Here is a 23687-nt window from a genome sequence, read left to right as displayed (position 1 = left end):
CCCGCGGCGCGTTGCCAGCCGGCGCGGCGCGGGCGATGGTCCGCCGATGACGCCGACCCTGCTCGCCGCCCTGCTCTGCGTCGCAGCCGCCCCCGCCCGAGCCTCGCCCGCCATGCCCGATCCCAACGCCTATCTGGAAGAGATCGAGGGCGACCGGGCGCTGGCCTTCGCCCGCGCCGAGAACGCGCGGTCCCTGCCGGTGCTGCAGAACGACCCGCGCTACGCCGGCCTCTACGCCGACGCCCTGGCCATCGTCACCGCCAGAGACCGCATCCCCGGCGTGGACTTCGCCGGCGACAGGACCCTGCGCTCCTTCTGGCAGGACGCCGACCACGTGCGCGGCGTCTGGCGCAGCGCGACGCCGGACGACTACCGCAAGCCCGAACCCGCGTGGCGCACCCTGCTCGACCTCGACGCCCTGGCCAAGGCGGAGAAGGCCAACTGGGTCTGGAAGGGCGCCGCCTGCCTGCCCCCCGCCGATCGCCTGTGCCTGGTGCAGCTCTCCGACGGCGGCAAGGACGCCGTGACCGTCCGCGAATTCGACGCGAGCACCGGGACCTTCCCGGCCGGCGGCTTCGTCTCGCCGCAGAGCAAGCAGGACGCAGCCTGGCTGGACGCCGACACCCTGCTGATCGGCCGCGACTGGGGGCCGGGGACGCTGACGGACTCCAGCTATCCCTACATCCTCAAGGCCTGGACGCGGGGGACGCCGCTGTCGGCCGCCAGCGAGGTGTTCCGCGGGTCGAGGACCGACGTGACGGCCGCGCCCATGGTGCTGCGCGACGCCGACGGGCGGGTGGCCGCGGCCCTGGCCGTGCGCGCCGTCAGCTTCTTCGAGAGCGAATACCACCTGCTGACCGACAAGGGCCCGGTGAAGCTGCCCCTGCCGCTGAAGTCGACGATCCAGGGGCTGGTAGACGGCCAGCTGGTCTTCACCCTGGAGCAGGACTGGGACGCGCGCGGGTTGAAGACCGGCGACCTGGCCGCCTACGACCTGGCCACGCTGAAGGCGGACCCCGCCGCGGCCCGGCCGCAGCTGATCCTGCGGCCCGACGCCAGCCAGTCCATCGAGCAGGCCGCCGCCACCCGCGACCGCCTCGTGGTCGCGCTCTACGAGAACGTGAAGGGCGCGGTGCTCAGCTTCCGGCACGGCCCGGCCGGCTGGACCGCCAGCAAGCTCGACCTGCCGAAGGAGGCCTCCATCGGCATCGCCTCGGCCTCGCACGACGACGACCGGCTGATCCTGGGCGTCACCGGCTTCCTGACGCCCAACACCCAGTGGCTGGCCGACGCCGGCTCCGGCGCGCGCGAGGTGCTGAAGACCATGCCCGCCCGCTTCGACGCCTCGAAGCACGTGGTCGAGCAGTTCTGGGCGACCTCCAGGGACGGGACCCGGGTTCCCTACTTCGTGGTCCGGCCGAAGGACCTGAAGTTCGACGGCCAGGCGCCGACCCTGCTCTACGCCTACGGCGGCTTCCAGGTCTCGCAGACGCCGGCCTATTCCGGCGCGGTGGGCAAGCTCTGGCTGGAGCGCGGCGGGGTCTATGTGGTGGCCAACATCCGCGGCGGCGGGGAGTTCGGGCCGGCCTGGCACAACGCCGGGCTGAAGCTCAACCGCCAGAAGGTCTACGACGACTTCTTCGCGGTCTCGGAAGACCTGATCGCGCGGAAGATCACTTCGCCGCGCCGGCTGGGGATCATGGGCGGCTCCAACGGCGGCCTGCTGATGGGCGTGGCCCTGACCCAGCGGCCGGAGCTCTACCACGCCATCGTCATCCAGGTGCCGCTGTTCGACATGCTGGGCTTCACCCACATCGGCGCCGGCGCCTCCTGGGTGGGGGAATACGGCGACCCGGCCGATCCGGCGGAGCGGGCGGTGCTGGAGAGCTATTCGCCCTACCAGAACCTGCGCGCCGGCCGGCCCTATCCGGAGGTCTACATCGAGACCTCCACCAAGGACGACCGCGTGCATCCCGCCCACGCCCGCAAGGCCGCCGCCCGGCTGAAGGCCTTCGGCTATCCCTACCTCTATTACGAGAACATCGACGGCGGCCACGCCGCGGCGGCCAACCTCAACGAGACCGCCAAGCGGCTGGCGCTGGAATACGCCTATCTCATCCGCAAGCTGATGGACTGAGCGGCCGGCGGCTCAGGCCGTGGCGGCGGCCGGCTTGCGGGCGTGGGCCTGGATGATCCGCTGGCTGTCGCCTTCCAGCCGGACGGCGGTCAGCACGCCGGTGGCGTAGGCGCCGGTGTCGATCCCCAGGCGGCGAAGCGTCAGCTGCGGCTGCTCCATGGGCGTGTGGCCATGGACGACGATCTTCTCGAAGGGTCCGGGCGCGTCCAGGAACTCGTAGCGGATCCACAGGAGATCGTGCTCGCTCTGCCGGTCCAGCGGGACCCCGGGCCGCACGCCGGCATGCACGAAGGCGTAGTCCCCGACCGTGGTCATCAGCCCGAGCCCCTGCAGGAACGCCAGGTGCGTCGCGGGCAAGGCCCCGGCGAAGGCCTCGCGGATCTCGGCCCACGCCTCCGGGTCGGTCCGCGCGGCCGGCGGCTGGACGCCGTAGGAGGCCAGCGTCGCCGCCCCGCCGTGCGCCATCCAGGTGGCCCCGAAGGCCGGGTCGTCGAGGAAGGCCAGCATCGCCTCCTCGTGGTTGCCCTTCAGCGCGCGCACCTCGATGTCAGCTTCGGTGGAAAGCTCCAGGATCAGCTCGATCACCCCGGCGCTGGCCGGCCCCCGGTCCACATAATCGCCCAGGAACACCAGCAACGGCCGCTCCGCGAAGGCGCTCTGCGCCATGTCGGCCGTGAGGCTGGCCGCCAGCGGCTGCAGCAGGTCGAGGCGTCCGTGCACGTCGCCGACGGCGTAGACCAGCCGTCCGGCCGTGGACGGCGGAGCCGGGGCCGGAAGCGGTTTGCCGAACAGTCGGGAAAACAAGCGGGACATGCTCCTGATCGTATTGCAAAATAGGCGCCGCGCGCCGGCGCATCAACGCGAAGCGGCGCGTAGGGCTGCGTTCTCCGCGCGGACCCGCACCCATAGCACACCGGCGTTGAGCGCCGAGAACACCGCCGCATAGGCCGGCAGCCCCAGGGCCAGCGGCAGCACCGCGATCTCGCCGGCCACCACCAGGTAATTGGGATGCGGCAGGAAGCGGTAGGGCCCGCACCGCACCGGCGCCTCGCCCGGCAGGGTGATGATCCGCGTGGTCCAGCGCCCGCCCAGGCTGGCGATCACCCAGATGCGAAGGACCTGCAACGCGAGGAAGAGGCCCAGCCAGGGCAGGCTCACCGGCCGGTCCCGGCCCAGCGCCCAGAGGCCGGCCAGCCAGGCGGCGTGCAGGCCGACGATCACGGGATAGTGCCGCGGGGCGCTTTCCACGCCGCCGCGGGCCAGCAGCCGGCGCGTGTTGCGGTTGGCCAGCGCCAGTTCCCCCAGGCGCTGCAGCGTCACCAGCGCCAGGACGGCGAAGGCCGGCGTCATGCGGTCAGGCCGCGCGGGCGAGGGTGACCGCGCTGGCGGTGAAGCCGGGCCCCAGCGCCGTCACCACCGAACGTTCCGGCAGGCCGGCGCGACGGGCGCGGTCGAGGACGTAGAGCACCGTCGGCGCCGACATGTTGCCGTGGGCGGCCAGCACCTCGCGCTCGTGGTCCAGTCCGCCCTGGCCGAGCGAGAGCGACGCCTCCAGCGCCTCGATCACCTTGGCCCCGCCGGGGTGGCAGAGGAACCGGCCGACGTCCTCCAGCGCCAGGCCCTGGCGCTGGAGGATGGCGGTCAGCGCCGGACGCAGCCTGCGCCGGGCGAAGGGCGGGATGGCGCGGGCGAACACCACGCCCAGCCCCTGCGGATCGACCCGCCAGCCCATGATGTCCAGGGTGTCGGGCCAGGTATGCTCGCCGAAGCCGGTGACGTGGGCGAACCCCTCGGCGCCGGCCCGCAGGACGCAGGCCGCGGCCCCGTCGCCGAACAGGCAGGTGGCGACGATGTCGGCCTTGCCGGGGGCGTCCAGGCGGAAGGCCAGGGAGCAGAGCTCCACCACCACCAGCAGCACCGTGGCCCCGGGCGTCGCCGCCGCCAGCCGCGCGGCCAGCGCCAGGCCGGTCGCCCCGCCGGCGCAGCCCAGGCCGAACACCGGGATCCGCGCGATGTCGGCGCGGAAGCCCAGCCGCCGCATGGCCCGCGCCTCCAGCCCCGGGGTGGCGATGCCGGTGGAGGAGACGGTGACGACGATGTCCACCTCGGCGCCGGTGCAGCCGGCCTCGTCCAGCGCGGCCTGGGCCGCTTTGGCGAACAGGGCGTCGCCGCCTTCGAGATAGGCCTGGGCCCGGTCCGGCCAGCCGTGCGGCTCCGCATACCAGGAGAGCGGCATCACCGTCTGGCGGGCGCGGACGCCGGCGTTGCCGAACACCGGCGCCAGCCGGTCGAACCAGGCGCCCCGGCTTTCGAACAGGCGGTAGGCGGCGGCCAGGGCGTCGGCCTGGGACAGCATGTGCGGCGCATCCGCCGTCGCGAGGGACATAAGGGCGACAGGCGAAGACATGGCGCGGCTCCGGGGGCCGGACGGGCGCGCACAATGGCGCACATCCGGCCTCCCGGGAAGCCGGCTCCGTTCAAGGCCAGCGCGCCCGGCCAGCAGATGACGTGCGCCGATACGACGCATTCGACGCCGCCCCGTCCGATGTTAAAAGTTAACGTATTGTTAACGAATACTATTGAACGCGCTCATCGAAATAGGATTGGCGGTTCTTCACCGATTTTAGCGGGACAATAACGTGACGGGATATCGACTGTATTTCCTTGATGGTCACGGCCACGTTCGACGTGCAGTTGAAATCGAATGCGAGACTGACGCCCAGGCGGTGCGCGTGGCTGAGGAACAGCAACCGAACGGCCCGATGGAGCTTTGGAGTCTGGCGAGGGTCGTGGCCAAGTTCGCGAAATCCTGCGAGCCCGCATAGGCTTGCGATCCTGCACGTAGAGCCTTGCGATGGCCGCGCGGCGCCGGCTTCCAGGCCCCGACGGGTTCCATCGGATACGAGCGGCGCTCGTACCCCGCTTAGCCCGACCTGGATCAGGCGAACGTCGTTCGCAATCCCAAGCGGGGCCGCCCAGAGAATCGGCAGCCGGACTCCCGACGAGCGATTTGTCAACGATCGAATGACAATCTGGGCCACGCACGCTATCTTTGTGGACGCTTGGTTGTCGGCGGAACGAGGCATTCAGGTGAACGCGAGCACCATCTATAAGGTCCGGGTGAGCTTCGAGGCTCGCGAAGATGGCGGCCTTCGGGTCTGGAGCGACGATCTCCCCGAACTGGTCCTTTCGCATGCGAACGCCGACAAGGTGATCGCCGACATTCCGAGGGCGATGGAGGTGATCCTGTCCGAGCGCCTGGGCGCGAAGGTCCGCGTCGAGGAGTTGGCGAGTCTCCCTCCCTATGGCGTCCCCGCCGGCATTGTCGAGGATCGCCGGCAGGTCCCCATGAGCCGCGAATTCGCGGCCCTCGCCGCCTGACGGATGCTCCCGGGGCGGTTTGTTGATCGCCCCACCTGGGAGCGCATGTTGCGTGAGCTGGGCGCGGAGCCCTTGGCCGGCAAGGCCCCGCTGAACACCGCCGAATGGTGGCGGCGTCCTGGTCATCCGCCTTTCACCCTACCCGTCGAGGACGACGGAAAGTGTGATTTCTGGGCCTTCCGACGCATCTATGAGGCCCAGGGTGAGCGGCCCCTCTCGTCGCCGCCGGCCTGACATCGTTCGCACGCCCGATTACATCAAGGCGTCGCTACGACACAGTCACGAGGCAGGCGCGCCCGACTTCGGGCTGACCCGTCGAATTCCCTAAAAGCCTGGTGGAGCCGAGCGGAATCGAACCGCTGACCTCCTCATTGCGAACGAGGCGCTCTACCAACTGAGCTACGGCCCCAGGCGGCGCGGAATAAGGGGTCAGACGGCTTCCCTGTCAACCCACGGCGCGCAGGCCGCGGCGCCGCGGCGGCGGCTTCCGCAGGTTGCCAGCGGCCCGGGCGCCCCGTAGAAGCGCCACGAACCGCACAAGGACGCCCGAATGGCCGCCATCATCGGCTTTGTCTTCTCGATCGTGGACGGGCTGCTTCAGCTGCTCATCTGGGCGATCATCGTCAACGCGGTGATGTCGTGGCTGGTGGCCTTCGACGTGATCAACCTGCGCAACAAGTTCGTCTACGGCGTCGCCCACTTCCTCGAGGCGGTCACCCGCCCGGTGATGGCGCCGGTGCAGCGGATCATCCCGCCGCTGGGCGGCGTCGACATCAGTCCGATCGTCGTGATCCTGGTCCTGCAGGGCGTCCACAGCTACCTGCTGCCGGCGCTGCAGGGCTTCCTGCTGCAGTTCGCCTGACCCCGCGGCCCTGGCGGTGCGCCTTGCGGTGCAGGTGACGCCACGCGCCGGCCGCGACGAGATCCTGGGCTGGGCCCGCGATCCGGCGGGACGGCCGGTGCTGAAGGTCCGCGTGGCCGCGGCGGCGGTGGACGGCGGGGCGAACGCGGCGCTGACGGCGCTGGTCGCCAAGGCGCTGGGACGGCCGAAGTCGGCGGCCCGGCTGGTTTCCGGCCAGGCGGCGCGGTTCAAGCGGCTGGAGATCGACGGTGTAGAGGCGGCGGACCTGGCCGCAGCGTTCGGGCCGCCGCCGGGGCAGGGCCTCAGCCCGTGATCGCGGCGGCGTCCTTGTCGCCGGTGCGGATGCGCAGGGCCTGTTCGAGGTCGAGCACGAAGACCTTACCGTCGCCGATCTTGCCGGTGTTGGCGGTGCGGGCCACGGCCTCCACCACCGCGTCGCAGATGTCGGAGGGGACGGCGATTTCCAGCTTCACCTTCGGCAGCAGCTTCACCTCGTACTCGGCGCCGCGGTAGACCTCGGTCTTGCCGCGCTGGCGGCCGTAGCCGCGCACCTCGGTGACGGTCAGGCCCGAGGCGCCGGCTTCCGTGACGGCCTCCAGCACCGCGTCGAGGCGGCTCGGCTTGATGACAGCGACGATCATCTTCATGGCGCTTCATCTCCCGAGAATGCGCGGACGGCGAGAGTCGCTTGCAGGCTAAGGCGTTCGGGCCCCCGCTCCAAGGGGGCGCGTGCCGGCGAACCCGCAGGCGCCCTGGAAACGGGCGCCCCGCCCAGGGGGGCCGGAGCCAGGGCCGGGCGAAGCACCCGGGCGCGGACCCGCACCCCCTTGGGCTTGACCGCGAAGGTCTGTTTCACCGCTTCCATCAGCATCAGGCCGGCGAACCCAGGCCACAGGCGCGAGCCCACCTGCTCGAAGCCCTCCGCCCAGCGGGCGAGCCAGGGCGCCGGCGGGACGTAGAGGGCGCGCGTCCAGCCGGAGGGCTCCAGCTCCGCCTCGCGCAGCAGCTCGCCGAGCTGGCGGCGGCTGTAGGGCCGGCCGTGGCCGAAGGGGGTGGATTCCGCAGCGCCCCAGACCCCGTTGCGGGCGGCGACCGCGACGATCACCCGGCCCGAGGGGGCCAGCACCCGCCACACCTCGCGCAGCAGGGCGGCGGGATCGGGGCTCTCCTCCAGGGCGTGGACGGCCAGGATCCGGTCGAACAGGGCGTTCTTGAACGGCAGGGCGTCCTCCGCCGTCAGGCAGGCCAGGTTGCGCTCGCCGTGCGGCCAGACCTCCACCCCCTGCTGGGCCGGCATGGCCGCCACCACCCGGCGGGCGGCGGGCCGCAAGGGGTGGAGGAAGGGCGTGGCGTAGCCCAGGCCGAGGATGTCGAGGCCGCGCCCGTCGCCCCAGCTCTCGACCACCTTGCGGACTACCATGGCGCGCGCGGCGCGCCCCAGTTCGGAGGCGTAGAACTGGCGGAGTTCCAGGACGTCGCGGCGCATGCGCTAGGGGAACGCTCGACTTCGGGGTTCGCGCAACCTAAATCGCAAGGGCCGAAACCAGAAGTCGGGCGTGACGGACGCCGTTTCCGGCCGCCACGCGCCAGGAGACGCCCATGCCGCTCACCGTGCATCAGTTCCCCTGCCTGGAGGACAACTACGGCTTCCTGATCCGCGACGAGGCCACCGGCAGGACCGCCTGCATCGACACCCCGGACGCAGGCGCGATCCTGGCGGAGCTGAAGCGGCTGGACTGGGGCCTCGACTTCATCCTCAACACCCATTGGCACCCCGACCACGCCGGCGGCAACGCCGAGATCCAGGCGGCGACCGGGGCGAAGTCGGTGGGCCCCAAGGAGGTGGAGCGGCTGGTCCCGGTGGACCGCGTGGTGGCCCACGGCGACCAGGTGGAGCTGGGCGAGACCCGCTTCGAGGTGATCGACACCGGCGGGCATACCCTGGGACACGTCACCTTTTACGACGCCGCCGACGCCGTCGCCTTCGTGGGCGACACCCTGTTCGCACTCGGCTGCGGCCGGCTGTTCGAGGGCACGGCCAAGCAGATGTGGAGCAGCCTGCAGCGGCTGAGCGCCCTGCCCGACCGCACCACCGTCTACTGCGCCCACGAGTACACCGCCTCCAACGCCCGCTTCGCCCTGTCGGTGGACGACGACCCGGCGCTGCAGGCCCGGGCCCGGCAGGTGTTCGACGCCCGCGAGCAGGGCCGGCCCACCGTGCCCACCACCATGGGGCTGGAGAAGGCCACCAATCCCTTCCTGCGCGCGCCGCGGCTGGCGGCGCGGGTGGGCGCCGGCGGCCGGCCGGACGACGAGGCGTTCGGGGCCGTGCGGGCGGCGAAGGACGGCTTCAAGGGGTGAGGGCGGCCCGCACCTCCGGATGCTCCCCCTCTGAGGGATCTGCCGGCGAAGCTGACTGAGGGGGCCTTTTCGGCCACGCCGCTTTCCCCTTCCGCCGCCTGCGGCGGTCCCCCTGCCCCGCAGGGGGATTTCCGGCGGTTGCACCGCTACTTCGACGCGGCGGCGACGATGCGGTCGGAGGACGGACGGCCGGCGAAGCCGTCGGCGGGCGTGACCGTGATCAGCATCGCGCGCTGCCGCACCACCACGTCCACCCTGCGGCCCTCCACTAGGGTGACCTTGGTGATCTGGGTGAGCAGCAGGTTGCCGTTGGACCGGCGCGAGATGCGGGCGACGGCCTCGGCGGTGACGATGGCGGCGTCGGCGATCAGGGCGGAGGACTCCGGGGCGGCCTCGGCCTCGAACTGGATCAGCCGCCGGGCCGAGCGGCTGGCCCGGGCGCTGGCCTGCAGCAGGCGTTCGGCCAGCGCCTGGGGGCCCAGCGGCGTCAGCCGCACGGGCGCGCCGGCGCCTGAGAGCGACACCGCCGAACCGGAGGGCCGCAGATCGGTGAACAGGGTCAGGCCGCCCAGGCGGGTGGCGCGCAGCATCGGCCGCCCCAGGTCGTTCTTGTAGATCAGGTCGCCGCGCGGCGCCGGGTGGGGCGACAGCGCCCAGACCTCCTGGCTGTTGTCGAATTTCAGCAGCGCGCGCTTGCGCGTGCGGTCCAGGGTGAACCCCTGGCCGTCTTCCGAGACGTAGCGGGCGACCGGGGGCGCGTCGGGCGTGCGGCCTTCAGATGGCCTGGCTCCGAACAGGCCCTCGCGCAAGGTTTCAGGCCCTGCCATAGCGCTTGTGGCAAGTCCTGCGGACACCACAAGACAGGCCGCGCCCAGCATCGCCTTCACGAACGCGGATCTCTCTCTCGCCATGACTCCGTGGGTGATGGCTTTGGACTGGGGCGGTTTTTGGACCCGGAGCCCGGGCTCAGCCCGCCATGAACTGGCCGCCGTTCAGCGTCAGCGTCGAGCCGGTGACATAGGCGGCGTGCTCGCCGGCCAGGAAGGCCACCATGTCGGCGATCTCCTCGCCGCGGCCCAGGCGGCCCACGGGGATCTGCGCCACGATGCCCTCCAGCACCTCCGCCGGCACCGCCTGCAGCATCTCGGTGTCGATGTAGCCCGGGGCGATGCAGTTCACGGTCACCCCCTTCTTGGCGTTCTCCAGCGCCAGCGCCTTGGTGAAGCCGATGACGCCGGCCTTGGCGGCGGAGTAGTTGGCCTGGCCCACCTGGCCCTTCTGGCCGTTGATCGAGGAGATGTTGATCACCCGGCCCCACCCGCGCGCGCGCATGCCCTCGATGACGTGGCGGGTCATGTTGAACAGCGAATCCATGTTCACCCGGATCACCTCCGACCACTGCTCCGGCGACATGCGGTGAAACACCGCATCGCGGGTGATGCCGGCGTTGTTGATCAGGATCTCGACGGGGCCGAGTTGCTCGGTGACCTCGGCCACGGCGCGGCCGCAGTCCTCGAAGCTGCCGACGTTGCCCTTGACGATCATCACGCCGAATTCCTCGGCGCAGGCCGCAGCGGCGCCGACGTTGCCGGAAAAGCCGGCGGCCACCTTGTAGCCGTCCGCAGCCAGGCGCTTGCTGATCGCGCGGCCGATGCCACGGGTGCCGCCCGTGACGAACGCAACCCTCGCCATATTCGCTCGCCTCCCTAGCCCGACGCGGTTGCAGCCCGCGTCCGTCCTTAGATCGCCTCGACGCACATGGCGACGCCCATGCCGCCGCCTATGCATAACGTCGCCAGGCCCTTGCCCGCTCCCGACCGCCGCATTTCGTGCAGCAGGGTGGTCAGGATGCGCGCGCCCGACGCCCCGATCGGATGGCCGATGGCGATGGCGCCGCCGTTCACATTGGTCTTGGCCGGGTCCAGGCCGAGGTCGCGGACCACGCAGAGCGACTGGGCGGCGAAGGCCTCGTTGGACTCCACGAGGTCGAGGTCGGCCACGTTCCATCCGGCCCGCTCCAGCGCCCGGCGGCTGGCGGGGATCGGGCCCGTGCCCATGATCGCCGGATCGACGCCGGCCTGCGCCCAGGAGGCGATGCGGGCCAACGGCTCCAGGCCGCGGCCGGCGGCGTCCTTCGCGCTCATCAGCACCAGGGCCGCGGCCCCGTCGTTGATCCCCGAGGCGTTGGCGGCGGTGACGGAGCCGTCCTTGCTGAAGGCGGCCCTCAGGCCCGCGACGCTCTCCAGCGTGGCGCCGTGGCGGATGTACTCGTCGTCGGCCACCACCGTGTCGCCCTTGCGGCCCTTGATGGTCACCGGGACGATCTCGTCCTTGAACCGGCCGGCCTTCTGGGCGGCCTCGGCGCGGTTCTGGCTGGCGACGGCGAACACGTCCTGGTCCTCGCGGGTGATTTGCCAGCGGGCGGCGATGTTCTCGGCGGTCTGGCCCATGTGGTAGCCGTGGAAGGCGTCCAGCAGGCCGTCCTTCAGCATCGAGTCCATCAGCGCCAGATCGCCCATCTTGGTCCCGTTGCGCAGGTGGGCGACGTGGGGCGACTGGCTCATGCTCTCCTGGCCGCCGGCGACGACGATCCTCGACGCGCCCTCGGCGACCTGCTGGGCCGCCAGCGCCACGGCGCGCAGGCCCGAGCCGCAGAGCTGGTTCAGGCTCCAGGCCGGCGCCTCCGCCGGAATCCCCGCATTGATGGACGCCTGCCGCGCCGGACCCTGGCCCGCGCCCGCCTGCAGCACCTGCCCCAGGATCACCTCGTCGACCTCGCCGACGCCGACGCCCGCCCGTTCCAGCGCCGCCTGGATCGCCACCCGGCCCAGCTCGTGCGCCGGCAGGCCGGAGAGCGCCCCGTTGAACGCGCCCACCGGCGTGCGGGCGGCCGAAACGATGACGATGTCGCTCATCGGAAACTCCTGTGACTCACCGCGTTCATCTATCGGGACGCAGATCCTGCGCGGCAAGCTGTTCGCCATCCGCAGGCTTGAATCAACTCCGATTTGCCATTGCGCTCGCATCCGCGATACTGCGCTGCGGAAAGGGACCTGCAGCCAGGCGGCGGCGGGCCCGCAAAAGGGACTGGAATGGTCGACGTCCAGGACAAGACCGGAACGCCGGAAGGCGAACGCGTCGTCATCAAGAAGTATGCGAACCGACGGCTCTACAACACCGCGTCAAGCTCCTACGTGACGCTCGAGCATCTCTCCGAGATGGTGAAGCAGAACGTCGACTTCGTAGTCTATGACGCCAAGACCAACGACGACATCACCCGCTCCGTCCTCACACAGATCATCTTCGAGGAGGAGAGCCAGGGGCAGAGCCTGCTGCCGATCCAGTTCCTGCGGCAGCTGATCGGCTTCTACGGCAACTCCCTGCAGTCCTTCCTGCCCAGCTACCTGGAGCTTTCGCTCGCCAGCTTCACCCAGCAGCAGGAGCGGATGCGCAGCCAGATCGGCGGCCTGGGGACGACGCCCGGGCTCGGTCCCTTCGACGATCAGGTGCGCCAGAACCTCGCCCTGTTCGACCGGGCGATGAAGATGTTCTCGCCCTTCGCCTACGCCGCGCGGCCCGAGGAGCCGCCGGCGCCCAAGGCGGAGCCCGCCGCCGCGCCGGCCGCCGAGGACGCGCTCGCCGACCTGCGCAAGCGGATGGAGGAGATGCAGGCGCAGATCGAGAAGCTCGCCAAGCGCTGAGCGATTCTCGCTCCCGGGGGGAGCGCGGCTCGGCGTTTTTTAACGAAGCCGCGGCATGATCGCGCAGCCATGACCTCGCCTGTCGATCCGATCCGCCGCACCGGCCGCGTCCGCGCGTCCGAGGCCCGCCCCGCCCAGGACGCGCCGGACTTCGACGAGCGCAGCCTGCCCGTCCCGATCGAGCCGCAGGCCGAGGCCGCTCCGCCGCTCTCCGGGGCGCGCCCCGCCGCCGCCGGGTTCGCCGCCCACCTGCTGGGCCAGGACGGCCAGAAGCGCGGCCTGCGCGGCGGGCCCGCGACCCTGGACGCCGCCAAGAGCAGCTACGTCCGCACCGAATGGTCCGGCGCCGCCGACCGCCGCGCGAAGGCGGGGCGGGCGACGAAGACCGAGATCTGAGGAACTCGGGAGAGATACCCGAGCCAAAATCCACACACCGCTCACCCCGGCGAATGCGGCTTTCGCCCAGCCAAGGCGGCCGCGTCGGCGGAATTTGCCTAGGGACGAGGCCCCCCGCGCCCTGCGCCACAGTGGCGCCCATCTTGCTTAACCAGGTCTGAATCGCCGTCAGCCGGGTCAAGCCATGGTTCTGTTCGCCAGTCGCTTCTTCGAGGTCGCCATGGTCGCCCTGATCCTGACCGCCCTGACCTGAGGCTCACCGCTCGTTGGTGAACTCCATGTCCCGGCGCGCCGAGACGATGGTGACGATGAACCCGGCCAGCACGTCCAGCAGCACCATCAACCCCAGGAGGAAGAAGGTGGAGGTGGCGCAGGCCGGCGCCAGCAGGAACTCCACCAGGCAGACGATGAACAGCACCAGCGACAGCGAGTGATTGACGATGGCGATCCGCCGGCTGGTGGTGGACTTCAGGAGCTCGACGAACAGCACCACCAGCGCCGCGGCCAGCAGCAGGTCGCCCAGGGTGACGTTCCAGTCGATGTGCGACGTCATGTGCACGGAGAACAGGCGCTGGTCCATGCGCACGTCGGCGTCCACCGCCGTGAACCCGCCCGAGAGGGTGAGCACGATCAGGTTGTAGACCAGCACCGGCAGCAACAGCAGCGGCAATGCGGCGAACATGGCGGCCCTCCCCCCGCCGACCGGATCGGCGGGCTTCAGGCTTAGCCGCTTTGTCCGGGGCCGCAAGGGGCCGGGCTCAGGCCTCGTCGACGCCTTGCGGACTGCGGCTGCGCCGCTGCAGCCAGACCACCCCCAGCAGGTCCGAGGCCGAGGCCCAGAGGCGGCCGAGGTTGGTGTACTTCGACGCGCCCGTCCGGCGATGGCGGTGGTTCACCGGCTGGAAGGCCACCTGATAGCCCTCGCGGATCATCAGGGCCGGCAGGTAGCGGTGGATGTGGTCGAAGTAGGGCAACCGCAGGAAGGCCTCCCGGCGGAAGGCCTTCAGCCCGCAGCCGGTGTCGTTGGCCGTGTCCTTCAGCAGCCGCTTGCGCACCCCGTTGCCGAGCCGCGAGGCGACGCGCTTGGCCGCCGAATCCTGGCGTTTGACCCGCTCGCCGCCGACCAGGGCGAGCTGCGCCGGGCCGGCCGCCAGGGCGTCGGCGAGGCCGGGGCCGTCGGCGGGGTCGTTCTGGCCGTCGCCGTCCAGGGTGACGACGATCGGCGCGCGGGCCGCCAGCACCCCGGAGCGAATCGCCCGGCTCTGGCCGGCGTTGGCCCGGTGGCTCAACACGCGGAGCTGGGGGATGTCGGCCTTCAGGGCCGAGAGCGCCGCCAGCGTCCCGTCCCGGCTGGCGTCGTCTATGAACAGGATTTCGAAGTCACGGCCGGCGAAGGCCTGGGCGATCTCGCGGGCGAGCGCCGGCGCCGCCCCCTCCTCGTCGAAGACGGGCACGACGACGGAGATGTCCGGCAGGGGGGCCATGCCCTCCCATAGCGGAAAAGTCGGTGCGGGAAAGGATCGTGCTATCTGTCGCGCCATGAAGCTGGAAGCCTTCCTCAGGCGGTGGAGCCAGGGATGGCGCGGCCCGTTCCTGGCGGCGCTGATCGCCCTGGCGGCGGGCCTGCCGGGCCTGCTGGCCGTGCCGCCCCTGGACCGCGACGAATCACGCTTCGCCCAGGCGACGGCGCAGATGCTGGAGGACGGGGACTTCGTGGTCATCCGCTTCCAGGACGCGCCGCGGTTCAAGAAGCCGGTGGGCATCCACTGGATGCAGGCCGCCAGCGTGCGGGTCTTCTCGGACCCCGAGGCCCGGCAGATCTGGGCCTATCGCCTGCCCTCGCTGGCGGGCGCCATGCTGGCGGCCGCGGCCTGCGCCTGGGGGGCGGCCGCCTTCTTCGGCGGCGGGACCAGCCTGGCGGCCGGCGCGATCCTGGGCTCGACCCTGCTGCTCTCCACCGAGGCCTTCATCGCCAAGACCGACGCGGTGCTCTGCGGGACCACGACGCTGGCCATGGCGGCGCTGGGCCGGATCTATGCGGCCCGCGACGGGCCGGGGAGCGGGCGGCGGATCAAGCTGCTGTTCTGGCTGGGGATCTCCCTCGCCACCCTGGTGAAGGGGCCGGTGGGGCCGATGGTGGTGATGCTGGCCGCCCTGACGCTCGCGGCCTGGGACCGGCGGGCGGGATGGCTGAAGACCATCGGCTGGGGCTGGGGCCTGATCCTGCTGGCGGCGATCTGCGGGCCCTGGGCCGGCGCGGTGACCATCGCCACCGACGGCGCCTTCTGGACCACGGCGCTGGCCAGCGACCTGGCCCCGAAGCTGGCCGGCGGGCAGGAGACCCACGGCGCGCCGCCCGGCTACCACACGGCGATGGCGCTGATCCTGTTCTTTCCGGCGACCCTGCTGCTGCCGGCGGCGGCCGTGACCGCCTGGCGCGAGCGGCGGCAGCCCGGGGTGCGGTTCGCGCTGGCCTGGCTCGCGCCGGCCTGGCTGGTGTTCGAGCTCGTGCCCACCAAGCTCGCCCACTATCCCCTGCCCGCCTACGGGGCGCTGGCCTGGCTGGCCGCGGCGGCGCTGCGGGACGTGCGGGGCCCGGGCGAGCGTTGGACCGGGGCGGCGCTCTCGGCGCTGGCCGGGCTCGCCCTGGCGGCGGGGGTCTTCTACCTCACGACCCAGTACGGCGACGCGGGCGACGTGAGCGCCGCGGCCGTGGCGGGCGGCCTGCTGGCCATGGCCGGCCTCGCCGGCGGCTTCCTGCTGATCCGCAAGGCGCAGCACGGCGCGCTGGCCGTGGCGCTGGGACTGGGGATCGCCGGCCACGCGGCGCTGGCGGCCCTGTTGCTGCCCAGGCTCGGACCGCTCTGGCTGTCGCACCGCACCGAGGCGGCCATGGCGGCGGCCAACCTCCTGCCCCGCCAGGGCATGGCCTCGGCGCCCGTGGCGGTGGCGGGCTATGCGGAGCCCAGCCTGGTCTTCGCCCTGGGCACGCCCACCGAGCTGGGCGGCGCCGACGAAGCGGCCGCCGCCATCGCCGACGGCCGGCCGGCCGTGGTGGAGGCGCGCGAGGAGCCGGCCTTCCGCCGGGCGCTGGCCGCCGTCGGCGCCCAGGCGCTGGCGACGGGCGAGGTGAAGGGCCTCGACTATTCCAACGGCGACCGCGACGTCCTGCGCATCTACCGCCCTAAGGAGCCGCCCGGGGAATGAGCCGCCCCCGGCGGCTCCGAAGAGGCGGGGCTCAATATCCGACGCCGGTGAGATAGAGGCCCTGCGCCGGGGCCACAGTTCCGCAGGCGTCGCGGTCTCGGGCCTCCAGGGCGGCTTCCAGGTCCGCCGCCGTCCACCGACCGAGGCCCACCTCCACCAGGCTGCCGGTCATCGAGCGCACCTGCCGGTGCAGGAAGGAGCGGGCGGCGAAGGTCAGCCGCACCTCGTCCCCCTCCCGGGCGACGCTCACCGAATCCAGGGTCTTGACCGGCGACTTCGACTGGCAACGCACGTCGCGGAAGGTGGTGAAGTCGTGCAGCCCCACGAGCGCCTGCGCCGCGGCGTGCATCGCCGCGGCGTCCAGGGCCCTGCGCACGTGCCAGACGCGGCCGCGGTCGAGGCCGGGCGGGCTCGGCCGGTTGAGGATGCGGTAGAGGTAGCGCCGCTCGCGGGCGGAGAAGCGCGCGTGCCAGCCGGCGGGCGCCACGGCCGCCGCCAGCACGGAGATCGGCTCGCGCCCCAGGTGGGCGTTCAGCGCCTGGCGCACCGTCTCCGCCGGCCAGTCCCGGGTCAGGTCCACGTGCACGCACTGGCCGGTGGCGTGGACGCCCGAGTCCGTGCGGCCCGCAGCGTGGATCCGCACCGTCTCGCCGCAGAAGGCCGCCACCGCGCGCTCCAGCGCGCCCTGCACCGACGGCTGGTCCGCCTGCGCCTGGAAGCCGTTGTAGGGGCCGCCGTCGTACTCCACCACGAGCCGGTAGCGCGGCATCAGCCGACCACGGCGCCAGCCGCCAGCGGAAAGCCGCGCAGGAAGACCTCCGCGTCCTGCGGCCCGCGCCCTTCGCGCTGCACCCGCAGCAGGCGCACCGCCCCCTCGCCGCAGGCCACCAGCAGCTTGTCGTCCAGCAGCGCGCCGGGCGCGCCGCCGGCGTCCTCCTGTTGCGACAGCAGCGCCTTCACCCGCACGGGGCCCTTGTCCGAGGGCGCGGTGAACCAGGCCCCGGGGAACGGCGACAGGGCGCGGATCTTGCGGTCCACTTCGGCGGCGGGCCTGGCCCAGTCGAGCTTCGCCTCCTTCGGCCGGATCTTCCTGGCGTAGGTGACGCCCTCCGCGGGCTGCGGCGTCGCCACCGCCGTCCCGTCGGCGATGGACGGCAGGGTGCGGACGATCAGCTCCGCGGCGGCGGCGGCCAGCCGGTCGTGCAGGGTCCCACCGGTGTCCAGGGCGTCGATCCGCGTGGCGGCGGCAGCCAGCACCGGGCCCTCGTCCAGCCCCTCGGTCATGCGCATCACCTGCACCCCGGTGATCCGGTCGCCGGCCATGATCGCTCGCTGGATGGGGGCCGCGCCCCGCCAGCGCGGCAGCAGCGAGCCGTGCAGGTTGTAGGAGCCGAGCCGGGGCGCCTCCAGCACCTCGCCCGGCAGGATCTGGCCGAAGGCGGCCACCACGGCGGCGTCCAGGTCCAGCGCCGCAAAGGCCGCGATCTCCGCCGGATCGCGCATGGAGGCCGGGGTGCGCACCTCGACTCCCAGCCGCTCGGCCAGCGCCTGGACGGCCGAGGGCCGCAGGGCCTGGCCGCGTCCCCGCGGAGCGGGCGGCTGGGAATAGGCCGCCGCGATCTCGTGCCCCGCCTCGGCGAGGGCCGCCAGCACGGCGGCGGCGAAGGGGGGGGTTCCAAGGAAGGCCAGGCGCATGCCCTTCGTTTAGCGGCGCCGATCCTTTGCGGGAAGCGCCGCCGCCGGGCTAAGGTCCGCCCGGGGCCGGAAACCGCCAAGGAGACCTCATGCGCAAGATCCTCATCGTTGGCCTGGCCCTGGCCGGCCTGACCCTCGCCGGCTGCTCCAAAGCCGAGCAGGCGGACGCCAACCAGAAGGCCAAGGAGGCCGGCGACAAGGTCACGTCCAGCGTCCAGGAGGGCGTGAACAAGGTGGCCTCCGACGAGGACGTCCGGAAGGCCAAGGCCGAGGCCGAGCAGGCCGCCAAGGAGGCCGGCGCCGCCGTGAAGGCCGCCGGGGCGGACGCCAAGCTCGCCGCCGCCGACGCCGCCAAGGACGTCGCCCGCGATACCAAGGCCGCCATCCACCAAGCCACCGCGCCGACGCCGGAGGAAAAGGCGGCGGAGAAGAAGTAGGAAGAGGGACGGACGCGGCTAGATCCGCGCATCCAAATCATGGACGTCATCCCCGGCTGGAGCGCGGCGCGCGCGGAATGCCGGGGCCCCATGAACACCGCGGTCCAGAATCGATCCGAGAGCCGGTGTGCATGGGTCGCCGGGACAAGCCCGGCGAGGCCGTCATAAAGGGAAGTGGTCGGCGGCCTTAAGCCGCCTTCGCCTGCTTCTTCACCTTTTTCACCGCCTGCTCGCGCTTCAGCCGCGACAGGTGGTCGATGAACAGGACGCCGTCCAGGTGGTCCATCTCGTGCTGGACGCAGACGGCGAAGATCCCTTCGGCGTCCTCCTCGACGGCCTTGCCGTGATAGTCGAGGTAGCGGATCCGCACCCGGGCCGGGCGCTCCACCTCGTCGAAGATCTCGGGGACCGAGAGGCAGCCTTCCTCGTAGGGGACGGTCTCCTCGGACGTCCAGAGGATCTGGGGATTGACCAGGAAGCGCGGCGCCTTCTCCTCCTCCTGCCGGGCGAGGTCCATGACGATCACCCGCTGCGGTACGCCGATCTGGATCGCGGCCAGGCCGATGCCCGGCGCGGCGTACATGGTCTCCAGCATGTCGTCCATCAGCGCGCGAAGCTCGTCGTCCACGCCTTCGACGGGGGCGGATTTCTGCTTCAGCCGGGGGTCCGGAACGATCAGGATTTCTCGTAAAGCCATGCCGGGGAGGTAAGTCCCAGCGCCTGCGGCGTCAAGGCGGCGGCCTGTCGCTTAGCGGCCGGTCGTTTCAGGCGTCCTCGCCGCCCACCACCCGGATCTGCGGCTCGGGCGCCGACGTCAGCTTGGCCAGCGGGCGCACCGCCGTCTCGATCGGCGCCAGGATCTCCAGCTTGCGGCCCTCGTGGTCGACCTTCAGCTCCTCGAAGCGCCGGGCCTGGGTGATCACCTGGGTCTCCAGCGAGGCCACCATCTTGTTGTAGTGCCCCACCGCCTGGTCCAGCGAGCGGCCGGCGGCGTGGGCGTGCGAGCCCATCACCGACAGGCGCTTGTAGAGCTCGCGGCCCAGCTCGGCGATCTTGCGGGCGTTGAGCGCCTGCTCCTCGCCCCGCCAGCCGTAGGCCACCGCCTTGCACAGCGCGAACAGGGTGGTGGGGGTGACGATCACCACGCGGCGGTCCATCGCCTCGCTCATCAGCTCCGGCGCCCGCTCCAGCGCCGCCGACAGGATGGAGTCGCCGGGCACGAACATGGCCACGAAGTCGGGCGAGGCCTCGAACTGGTCCCAGTAGGCCTTGGCCGACAGCCCCTGCATGTGCGCCCGCACGCTCTGGGCGTGGCGCGCCAGGCAGCCGTCGCGGACCAGGTCGTCGGTGGCGTCCTGGGCGTCGAGGAAGGCGTTCAGCGAGCACTTGGCGTCGACCACGAACACCCCGCCGCCCGGCAGGCGAACGGTGACGTCCGGCCGCCGGCGGCCCTCCTCCGTCTCGGTGGAGGTCTGTTCCTCGAAGTCGTAGCGGTTGTTCAGGCCCGCGGCCTCCAGCACGTTGCGCAGGGTCTGCTCGCCCCAGCGGCCCTGCACGCCGGCCCCGCGCCGCAGGACGGCGGACAGCTTGCGCGCCTCGTCCTGGGTCGCCATCGAGGCCGCCAGCATCTGCGCGATCTGCGCCTTCAGCCCGCCGGAGTCCTCGGCCCGCGCCTTCTCGGCCGCGGCCGTCTGCTCCTGGAACTTCAGCAGGGTGTCGGCCACCGGCTTCAGCTGCGCCTCCAGCCGCGCCTGGGCCAGCAGCTCGCGGTTCCTGAAGCTCTCGTCGGCCCGCTTGACCAGTTCGTCGGCCACCGCGCCGGCGGACTGCGCGGCCTGCGCCCTGAGGAAGTCGCCCTGCTGCGCCGACTGCTCCTCGATCAGCCGCAGCCGCACCTTGTTCTCGGCGGCCTCGGCGCCCATCGCCCAGGCCCGCGCCTCGGCGCCGGCCGCGCGGGCCCGCTCCATCAGGGCCCAGCCGATGGCGGCCAGGGCCAGCAATACGCAGGCGGCGAGGGCGATCAGCGTAGCGTTCATGCTCCGTTCCTTTACCCCCGCCGCCGATTCGCGGCCAGCCTCAATCCTCCTGCGACCAGGACTTCAGAAGCTGGTGGGCGATGGCCATGGGGCCGGGGATCGAGGTTCCGGCCAGGGTCCCGGCGATCAAGGCGCGGGCCTGCGCCTTGGTGAACCAGCGCACCTCCGCCAGCTCGGTCTGGTCGGGGGCGGCCTGGTCGTTGGCCACCTCGGCGATCAGGCCGATCATCAGCGACGATGGCCAGGGCCAGGGCTGGGTGGAGTGGTAGCGCACGCTCACCGCCTCCAGGGCCGCCTCCTCGAAGAGCTCGCGGGCGCAGGCCTCCTCGATGGATTCGCCGGGCTCGAGGAAGCCCGCCAGCGCCGAGAACAGGCCGGCGCGCCAGGCCTCCTGGCGGCCCAGCATGCAGCGGTCCTGGTGCACCGCCAGCATGATCACCACCGGGTCGGTGCGCGGGAAGTGCTCGGTCTCGCAGGCGGGGCACTTGCGCTTCCAGCCGCCGTCGGCCACCTCGCTGGGCTCGCCGCAGCCGGCGCAGTGGCGATGGCGGCGGCGCCACTCGAACATCTGCTTGGCGGTGGCGGCGATGGCGGCCTCGTGGGGGGACAGCGTCAGGGCGGCGCCGCGCAGGTCCTCGAAAGCGCCCATGCCGGCCAGCGGCCCCTCGGTGGGATCGGCGGTCCCCTCCAGGTCGACGGCGAAGATCGCGGCGTCCTTCCACAGGCCCAGGAACAGCAGCCGCTCGGGCCCGCCGGACAGCTCCTCGGCCATGCCGGCGGGCAGGTAGGCGACCTGCGGCCCGTCGGGGCCCGGTTCCAGCAGCGGCCTGCCGTTCCAGACGGCCAGCGCCCGGGAGTCCCGGGCGGCGAGCTTGGCGGCGATCCAGGCGGGGTCCACGCGGCGGTCGCTGGCGCGGTCCAGCGGGTTGCCGGCGAAGGTGTTGAGGAAGGACTTGAGGGGCATATGCAAGTTCTAGCCGCGCCCACGCTTGCGCGCGACCCCCGAGAACGCGATATTGGGGGCGGAGATCGGCGACGGGCGGACGCCTCGCCAACCCGGTCAGGTCCGGAAGGAAGCAGCCGCAACGAGTTTCGCTCCGGGTCGTCTGCCGGTCTCCACCCGCTCCTCCGACAAAAGCCGCCGATGGCCGACGAAGACCTCACGCTCGAACAAGAGACGCCCGAGCGTGATCCCGACACCGCGGACATGTTCGGCGCGCCCGCGCCCGCGCCGGTCGAGGGGCCGTCGGCCGCCTACACCGTCATCGCGCGGAAGTACCGCCCGCGGACCTTCGAGGACCTGGTGGGCCAGGAGGCGATGGTCCGCACCCTGAAGAACGCCTTCGCCAGCGGCCGGATCGCCCACGCCTTCATGCTGACCGGCGTGCGCGGGGTGGGCAAGACCACCACGGCCCGCCTGCTGGCCCGGGCGCTGAACTACGAGACCGACGCGGTCCACGCGCCCGCCCTCGACCTCGCGGTGATGGGCCGCCACTGCCAGGCGATCATCGACGGCCGGCACATGGACGTGCTCGAGCTGGACGCCGCCAGCCGCACCAAGGTGGACGAGATGCGCGAGCTGCTGGACGGGGTGCGCTACGCCCCGGTCGAGGCGCGCTACAAGGTCTACGTCATCGACGAAGTGCACATGCTCTCGACGGCGGCGTTCAACGCCCTGCTCAAGACGCTGGAAGAGCCGCCGCCGCACGCCAAGTTCATCTTCGCCACCACCGAGATCCGCAAGGTGCCGGTGACCATCCTGTCCCGCTGCCAGCGCTTCGACCTGCGCCGGGTGGAGCCGGACGTGATCGTCGCTAACCTGGAAATGGTGGCCGAGGCCGAGGGCGCGCGGGTGGACGGCGAGGGGCTGATGCTGATCGCCCGCGCCGCGGAGGGCTCGGTGCGCGACGCCCAGTCGATGCTGGACCAGGCCATCGTCCAGGCCGAGCCCGGCCAGACGGTGGGCGCGGCGGTGATCCGCGACATGCTAGGCTTGGCCGACCGGGCGCAGACCATTGGCCTCTTCGAGCAGGTGATGCGCGGCGAGGCGGGGCCGGCCATCGAGACCTTCCGCGCCCTCTACGGCTACGGCGCCGATCCGGGCCAGGTGATGCTGGACCTGCTGGACCACTGTCACGGGGCGGCGGTGGCCCGCGCGGTGGGGCCGCAGGCGCTGACCCTGCCGAAGGACCAGGCGGCGCGGCTGACGGCGGTCGGGGCGGCGGTGTCGCCCGGCGTGCTCTCGCGGCTGTGGCAGATGCTGCTGAAGGCCGCCGACGAGGTGCGCCGGGCGCCGGACGCGGCGGCGGCGGCCGACATGGCGCTGATTCGCCTGGCCTACGCCGCCGACCTGCCGGGGCCGGAGGAGGCGCTGAAGCGGCTGCAGTCCGGCGGCGAGGCGGGCGAGCCGCCCGGCGGCGGTCCGGCGCCTGCGCCGTCCGGCGGAGGCGGCTCCGGCGGGGGAGGCGCCGGCCTGGCCACGGCGCGTATGGTCGCGCCCCAGGTCTCCCTCAGCGAGCCGCTGGCCAATCCGCAGAGCTTCGACGAGGTGCTGGCGCTGATCGACAAGCGCCGCGACATCGCGCTTCGGCTGGACGTCGAGCGCTATGTGCGCCCGATCAGCTTCCGGCCGGGCGCCATCGAGTATGAGCCGGCGCCGGGCGCGCCCGGCAACCTGGCCCAGCGGCTGGTCAACCGGCTGAAGGAATGGACCGGCCAGCCATGGCTGATCGCCCAGGGCGGCGGCGGGGCCGAGAGCCAGTGGGAGCGGCAGAAGCGCGAGGAGCGCGAGGTCCGCGCCGACGTGGAGCAGGACCCGTTCGTGCGCGCGGTGATGGCCGCCTTCCCGGGCGCCGAGATCATCGGGGTCCGCAGCCTGCCGCAGCCGGAGGCCGCCGCCCCCACCGAAGACGACCCCGAGGACGACGAGGACTGACCGCCGATGAAGGATTTCGGGAACCTGATGAAGCAGGCCCAGGCCATGCAGCAGAAGCTGGCCGACGCCCAGGCCAAGCTCGCCGAGATGAAGGTGGAAGGCTCCTCGGGCGGCGGCATGGTCAAGCTGACCCTGAAGGGCTCCGGCGAACTCTCCGGCGTGGAGATGGACGAGAGCCTGCTGGCCCCCGGCGAAGGCGAGGTGCTGGCCGACCTGATCGTCGCCGCCCACGCCGACGCCAAGCGCAAGCTGGACCAGAAGCAGCAGGAGATGATGGCCGAGGTCGCCGGCCCTCTCGCGGGCATGCCCGGGATGCCGAAGTTCTAGGTGGCCGCCTCCGCCGGACCCGAGATCGAACGCCTGATCTCCCTGCTGGGCAAGCTGCCGGGGCTGGGGCCGCGCTCGGCCAAGCGCGCCGCCCTGGCCCTGCTCAAGCGCCGCGACCAGCTGCTGGCTCCCCTGGCCCAGGCCCTCGCCGAGGCGGCGGACAAGGTGCGCGCCTGTTCGGTGTGCGGCGCGCTGGACACCACCGATCCCTG

The 23687-nt window shown here is 72.0% G+C and carries 26 protein-coding genes, 1 tRNA gene, 1 other RNA gene and 1 pseudogene; 13 read left to right on the top strand and 16 right to left on the bottom strand.

Translation table 11 applies throughout. The annotated features are described in order from the left end of the window. Positions 1-46 precede the first annotated feature (46 nt). Complete coding sequence (locus tag VGL30_RS12280) at positions 47-2137, top strand: prolyl oligopeptidase family serine peptidase (protein ID WP_414694990.1); 2091 nt, start codon at positions 47-49, stop codon at positions 2135-2137. 12 nt (positions 2138-2149) lie between these two features. Here VGL30_RS12280 and VGL30_RS12275 read toward each other — a convergent pair whose 3' ends face one another. Genes VGL30_RS12275 through VGL30_RS12265 form a run of 3 tightly spaced genes read right to left on the bottom strand, consistent with a single transcriptional unit; the run spans position 2150 to position 4544 of the window. Then, positions 2150-2950 (bottom strand): metallophosphoesterase family protein, encoded by an 801-nt coding sequence (locus VGL30_RS12275; protein ID WP_331540279.1) that lies wholly within the window; start codon positions 2948-2950, stop codon positions 2150-2152. 42 nt (positions 2951-2992) lie between these two features. After that, a complete protein-coding gene (locus VGL30_RS12270) occupies positions 2993-3487 on the bottom strand; it encodes an isoprenylcysteine carboxyl methyltransferase family protein (RefSeq protein WP_331540278.1) in 495 nt (164 codons plus the stop codon). A gap of 4 nt (positions 3488-3491) precedes the next feature. Then, positions 3492-4544 (bottom strand): type III polyketide synthase, encoded by a 1053-nt coding sequence (locus VGL30_RS12265; RefSeq protein ID WP_331540277.1) that lies wholly within the window; start codon positions 4542-4544, stop codon positions 3492-3494. 617 nt (positions 4545-5161) lie between these two features. On the opposite strand from VGL30_RS12265, the gene VGL30_RS12260 reads away from it, so the two are divergent. Next, positions 5162-5518, top strand: coding sequence for a hypothetical protein (locus tag VGL30_RS12260; RefSeq protein ID WP_331540276.1), 357 nt, complete (start codon positions 5162-5164; stop codon positions 5516-5518). A gap of 333 nt (positions 5519-5851) precedes the next feature. Here VGL30_RS12260 and VGL30_RS12255 read toward each other — a convergent pair. Beyond that, positions 5852-5927: transfer RNA gene (locus VGL30_RS12255), tRNA-Ala, on the bottom strand. Positions 5928-6068: 141 nt separating this feature from the next. Between VGL30_RS12255 and VGL30_RS12250 the strand changes: the two genes are divergently transcribed. Both VGL30_RS12250 and VGL30_RS12245 read left to right on the top strand, forming a co-directional pair. Beyond that, on the top strand, positions 6069-6380 hold the full coding sequence (locus VGL30_RS12250; RefSeq protein ID WP_331540275.1) for a YggT family protein: 312 nt from the start codon (positions 6069-6071) through the stop codon (positions 6378-6380). Between the two features lie 16 nt (positions 6381-6396). Further along, the gene (locus tag VGL30_RS12245; protein WP_414694989.1) at positions 6397-6693 is read left to right on the top strand and encodes a DUF167 family protein; all 297 of its coding nucleotides are present in this window, start codon (positions 6397-6399) and stop codon (positions 6691-6693) included. Here VGL30_RS12245 and VGL30_RS12240 read toward each other — a convergent pair. Continuing rightward, entirely contained in the window at positions 6683-7027 is a 345-nt protein-coding gene (locus tag VGL30_RS12240; RefSeq protein ID WP_331540274.1) for a P-II family nitrogen regulator, read from the bottom strand. The two genes, VGL30_RS12245 and VGL30_RS12240, sit on opposite strands and share 11 nt — an antisense overlap. Next, on the bottom strand, positions 7024-7866 hold the full coding sequence (locus VGL30_RS12235; protein WP_331540273.1) for a class I SAM-dependent methyltransferase: 843 nt from the start codon (positions 7864-7866) through the stop codon (positions 7024-7026). Before VGL30_RS12235 ends, VGL30_RS12240 begins: the two co-directional genes overlap by 4 nt. Before the next feature lie 113 nt (positions 7867-7979). Here VGL30_RS12235 and gloB point away from each other — a divergent pair, with 113 nt between their 5' ends. Continuing rightward, positions 7980-8741 carry a hydroxyacylglutathione hydrolase gene (gloB, locus tag VGL30_RS12230; protein ID WP_331540272.1) on the top strand — a complete coding sequence of 254 codons (762 nt, stop codon included), beginning with the start codon at positions 7980-7982 and terminating at the stop codon, positions 8739-8741. 146 nt (positions 8742-8887) lie between these two features. Here the strand turns inward: gloB and VGL30_RS12225 are convergent, their stop codons facing one another. The 3 genes from VGL30_RS12225 to VGL30_RS12215 all read right to left on the bottom strand — a co-directional run bounded on the left by VGL30_RS12225 (position 8888) and on the right by VGL30_RS12215 (position 11656). Beyond that, the gene (locus VGL30_RS12225) at positions 8888-9568 is read right to left on the bottom strand and encodes a DUF4908 domain-containing protein (protein WP_331540271.1); all 681 of its coding nucleotides are present in this window, start codon (positions 9566-9568) and stop codon (positions 8888-8890) included. A 139-nt stretch (positions 9569-9707) separates the two neighbouring features. After that, a complete protein-coding gene (gene phbB / locus VGL30_RS12220) occupies positions 9708-10433 on the bottom strand; it encodes an acetoacetyl-CoA reductase (protein ID WP_331540270.1) in 726 nt (241 codons plus the stop codon). A gap of 47 nt (positions 10434-10480) precedes the next feature. After that, the gene (locus VGL30_RS12215) at positions 10481-11656 is read right to left on the bottom strand and encodes an acetyl-CoA C-acetyltransferase (RefSeq protein ID WP_331540269.1); all 1176 of its coding nucleotides are present in this window, start codon (positions 11654-11656) and stop codon (positions 10481-10483) included. A 177-nt stretch (positions 11657-11833) separates the two neighbouring features. On the opposite strand from VGL30_RS12215, the gene phaR reads away from it, so the two are divergent. Together phaR and VGL30_RS12205 are read left to right on the top strand one after the other, a co-directional pair. Beyond that, complete coding sequence (phaR, locus tag VGL30_RS12210) at positions 11834-12442, top strand: polyhydroxyalkanoate synthesis repressor PhaR (RefSeq protein ID WP_331540268.1); 609 nt, start codon at positions 11834-11836, stop codon at positions 12440-12442. Between the two features lie 69 nt (positions 12443-12511). Then, positions 12512-12838, top strand: a complete 327-nt coding sequence (locus VGL30_RS12205) for a hypothetical protein (RefSeq protein WP_331540267.1) — start codon at positions 12512-12514, stop codon at positions 12836-12838. Between the two features lie 256 nt (positions 12839-13094). Here VGL30_RS12205 and VGL30_RS12200 read toward each other — a convergent pair whose 3' ends face one another. Then, positions 13095-13520: a hypothetical protein gene (locus VGL30_RS12200; RefSeq protein ID WP_331540266.1), complete on the bottom strand. Its 426-nt coding sequence runs from the start codon at positions 13518-13520 to the stop codon at positions 13095-13097. 76 nt (positions 13521-13596) lie between these two features. Beyond that, positions 13597-14322: a glycosyltransferase family 2 protein gene (locus tag VGL30_RS12195; RefSeq protein ID WP_331540265.1), complete on the bottom strand. Its 726-nt coding sequence runs from the start codon at positions 14320-14322 to the stop codon at positions 13597-13599. A gap of 55 nt (positions 14323-14377) precedes the next feature. Between VGL30_RS12195 and VGL30_RS12190 the strand changes: the two genes are divergently transcribed. After that, a complete protein-coding gene (locus tag VGL30_RS12190) occupies positions 14378-16045 on the top strand; it encodes a glycosyltransferase family 39 protein (protein WP_331540264.1) in 1668 nt (555 codons plus the stop codon). Between the two features lie 31 nt (positions 16046-16076). Here the strand turns inward: VGL30_RS12190 and truA are convergent, their stop codons facing one another. Together truA and fmt are read right to left on the bottom strand one after the other, a co-directional pair. Further along, positions 16077-16814 carry a tRNA pseudouridine(38-40) synthase TruA gene (gene truA / locus VGL30_RS12185; protein ID WP_331540263.1) on the bottom strand — a complete coding sequence of 246 codons (738 nt, stop codon included), beginning with the start codon at positions 16812-16814 and terminating at the stop codon, positions 16077-16079. Continuing rightward, positions 16814-17740: a methionyl-tRNA formyltransferase gene (fmt, locus tag VGL30_RS12180; RefSeq protein ID WP_331540262.1), complete on the bottom strand. Its 927-nt coding sequence runs from the start codon at positions 17738-17740 to the stop codon at positions 16814-16816. The genes truA and fmt overlap by 1 nt, the downstream gene beginning before the upstream one ends. Before the next feature lie 89 nt (positions 17741-17829). Here fmt and VGL30_RS12175 point away from each other — a divergent pair, with 89 nt between their 5' ends. After that, on the top strand, positions 17830-18177 hold the full coding sequence (locus VGL30_RS12175; RefSeq protein WP_331540261.1) for a hypothetical protein: 348 nt from the start codon (positions 17830-17832) through the stop codon (positions 18175-18177). A 187-nt stretch (positions 18178-18364) separates the two neighbouring features. On the opposite strand, the gene VGL30_RS12170 is transcribed toward VGL30_RS12175, so the two are convergent. The 3 genes from VGL30_RS12170 to nudC form a co-directional block, all read right to left on the bottom strand. Next, positions 18365-18874, bottom strand: a complete 510-nt coding sequence (locus tag VGL30_RS12170) for a peptide deformylase (protein WP_331540260.1) — start codon at positions 18872-18874, stop codon at positions 18365-18367. 67 nt (positions 18875-18941) lie between these two features. Beyond that, entirely contained in the window at positions 18942-20213 is a 1272-nt protein-coding gene (locus VGL30_RS12165) for a DNA recombination protein RmuC (RefSeq protein ID WP_331540259.1), read from the bottom strand. Positions 20214-20253: 40 nt separating this feature from the next. Continuing rightward, positions 20254-21177 (bottom strand): NAD(+) diphosphatase, encoded by a 924-nt coding sequence (nudC, locus tag VGL30_RS12160; RefSeq protein ID WP_331540258.1) that lies wholly within the window; start codon positions 21175-21177, stop codon positions 20254-20256. 62 nt (positions 21178-21239) lie between these two features. On the opposite strand from nudC, the gene ffs reads away from it, so the two are divergent. From ffs to VGL30_RS12140, 4 genes and pseudogenes are all read left to right on the top strand, one after another. After that, an RNA gene (gene ffs, locus VGL30_RS12155) (signal recognition particle sRNA small type) lies at positions 21240-21332 on the top strand. 25 nt (positions 21333-21357) lie between these two features. After that, entirely contained in the window at positions 21358-23148 is a 1791-nt protein-coding gene (locus VGL30_RS12150) for a DNA polymerase III subunit gamma/tau (RefSeq protein WP_331540257.1), read from the top strand. Positions 23149-23154: 6 nt separating this feature from the next. Then, the gene (locus tag VGL30_RS12145) at positions 23155-23475 is read left to right on the top strand and encodes a YbaB/EbfC family nucleoid-associated protein (protein ID WP_331540256.1); all 321 of its coding nucleotides are present in this window, start codon (positions 23155-23157) and stop codon (positions 23473-23475) included. Further along, positions 23476-23687: pseudogene (locus tag VGL30_RS12140) on the top strand (recombination protein RecR); the annotation flags it as partial.

The sequence above is a fragment of the Phenylobacterium sp. genome (assembly GCF_036502675.1).
GTDB lineage: Bacteria > Pseudomonadota > Alphaproteobacteria > Caulobacterales > Caulobacteraceae > Phenylobacterium.
The sequence above is the reverse complement of the archived record's forward strand: the minus strand, read 5'-3'. Positions and strand labels throughout refer to the sequence as shown.

Excerpts from the sequence above, each read along its gene's own strand:
- VGL30_RS12150 (WP_331540257.1), top strand. The coding sequence starts at position 21,358 with ATGGCCGACGAAGACCTCACGCTCGAACAAGAGACGCCCGAGCGTGAT.
- gloB (WP_331540272.1), top strand. The coding sequence starts at position 7,980 with ATGCCGCTCACCGTGCATCAGTTCCCCTGCCTGGAGGACAACTACGGC.
- phaR (WP_331540268.1), top strand. The coding sequence starts at position 11,834 with ATGGTCGACGTCCAGGACAAGACCGGAACGCCGGAAGGCGAACGCGTC.
- VGL30_RS12205 (WP_331540267.1), top strand. The coding sequence starts at position 12,512 with ATGACCTCGCCTGTCGATCCGATCCGCCGCACCGGCCGCGTCCGCGCG.
- VGL30_RS12225 (WP_331540271.1), bottom strand. The coding sequence starts at position 9,568 with ATGGCAGGGCCTGAAACCTTGCGCGAGGGCCTGTTCGGAGCCAGGCCA.
- VGL30_RS12215 (WP_331540269.1), bottom strand. The coding sequence starts at position 11,656 with ATGAGCGACATCGTCATCGTTTCGGCCGCCCGCACGCCGGTGGGCGCG.
- VGL30_RS12190 (WP_331540264.1), top strand. The coding sequence starts at position 14,378 with ATGAAGCTGGAAGCCTTCCTCAGGCGGTGGAGCCAGGGATGGCGCGGC.
- VGL30_RS12195 (WP_331540265.1), bottom strand. The coding sequence starts at position 14,322 with ATGGCCCCCCTGCCGGACATCTCCGTCGTCGTGCCCGTCTTCGACGAG.
- VGL30_RS12270 (WP_331540278.1), bottom strand. The coding sequence starts at position 3,487 with ATGACGCCGGCCTTCGCCGTCCTGGCGCTGGTGACGCTGCAGCGCCTG.
- fmt (WP_331540262.1), bottom strand. The coding sequence starts at position 17,740 with ATGCGCCTGGCCTTCCTTGGAACCCCCCCCTTCGCCGCCGCCGTGCTG.
- VGL30_RS12265 (WP_331540277.1), bottom strand. The coding sequence starts at position 4,544 with ATGTCTTCGCCTGTCGCCCTTATGTCCCTCGCGACGGCGGATGCGCCG.
- VGL30_RS12170 (WP_331540260.1), bottom strand. The coding sequence starts at position 18,874 with ATGGCTTTACGAGAAATCCTGATCGTTCCGGACCCCCGGCTGAAGCAG.
- truA (WP_331540263.1), bottom strand. The coding sequence starts at position 16,814 with ATGCCGCGCTACCGGCTCGTGGTGGAGTACGACGGCGGCCCCTACAAC.
- VGL30_RS12250 (WP_331540275.1), top strand. The coding sequence starts at position 6,069 with ATGGCCGCCATCATCGGCTTTGTCTTCTCGATCGTGGACGGGCTGCTT.
- VGL30_RS12200 (WP_331540266.1), bottom strand. The coding sequence starts at position 13,520 with ATGTTCGCCGCATTGCCGCTGCTGTTGCTGCCGGTGCTGGTCTACAAC.
- nudC (WP_331540258.1), bottom strand. The coding sequence starts at position 21,177 with ATGCCCCTCAAGTCCTTCCTCAACACCTTCGCCGGCAACCCGCTGGAC.
- VGL30_RS12275 (WP_331540279.1), bottom strand. The coding sequence starts at position 2,950 with ATGTCCCGCTTGTTTTCCCGACTGTTCGGCAAACCGCTTCCGGCCCCG.
- VGL30_RS12235 (WP_331540273.1), bottom strand. The coding sequence starts at position 7,866 with ATGCGCCGCGACGTCCTGGAACTCCGCCAGTTCTACGCCTCCGAACTG.
- VGL30_RS12175 (WP_331540261.1), top strand. The coding sequence starts at position 17,830 with ATGCGCAAGATCCTCATCGTTGGCCTGGCCCTGGCCGGCCTGACCCTC.
- VGL30_RS12165 (WP_331540259.1), bottom strand. The coding sequence starts at position 20,213 with ATGAACGCTACGCTGATCGCCCTCGCCGCCTGCGTATTGCTGGCCCTG.
- phbB (WP_331540270.1), bottom strand. The coding sequence starts at position 10,433 with ATGGCGAGGGTTGCGTTCGTCACGGGCGGCACCCGTGGCATCGGCCGC.
- VGL30_RS12280 (WP_414694990.1), top strand. The coding sequence starts at position 47 with ATGACGCCGACCCTGCTCGCCGCCCTGCTCTGCGTCGCAGCCGCCCCC.
- VGL30_RS12240 (WP_331540274.1), bottom strand. The coding sequence starts at position 7,027 with ATGAAGATGATCGTCGCTGTCATCAAGCCGAGCCGCCTCGACGCGGTG.
- VGL30_RS12145 (WP_331540256.1), top strand. The coding sequence starts at position 23,155 with ATGAAGGATTTCGGGAACCTGATGAAGCAGGCCCAGGCCATGCAGCAG.
- VGL30_RS12260 (WP_331540276.1), top strand. The coding sequence starts at position 5,162 with ATGACAATCTGGGCCACGCACGCTATCTTTGTGGACGCTTGGTTGTCG.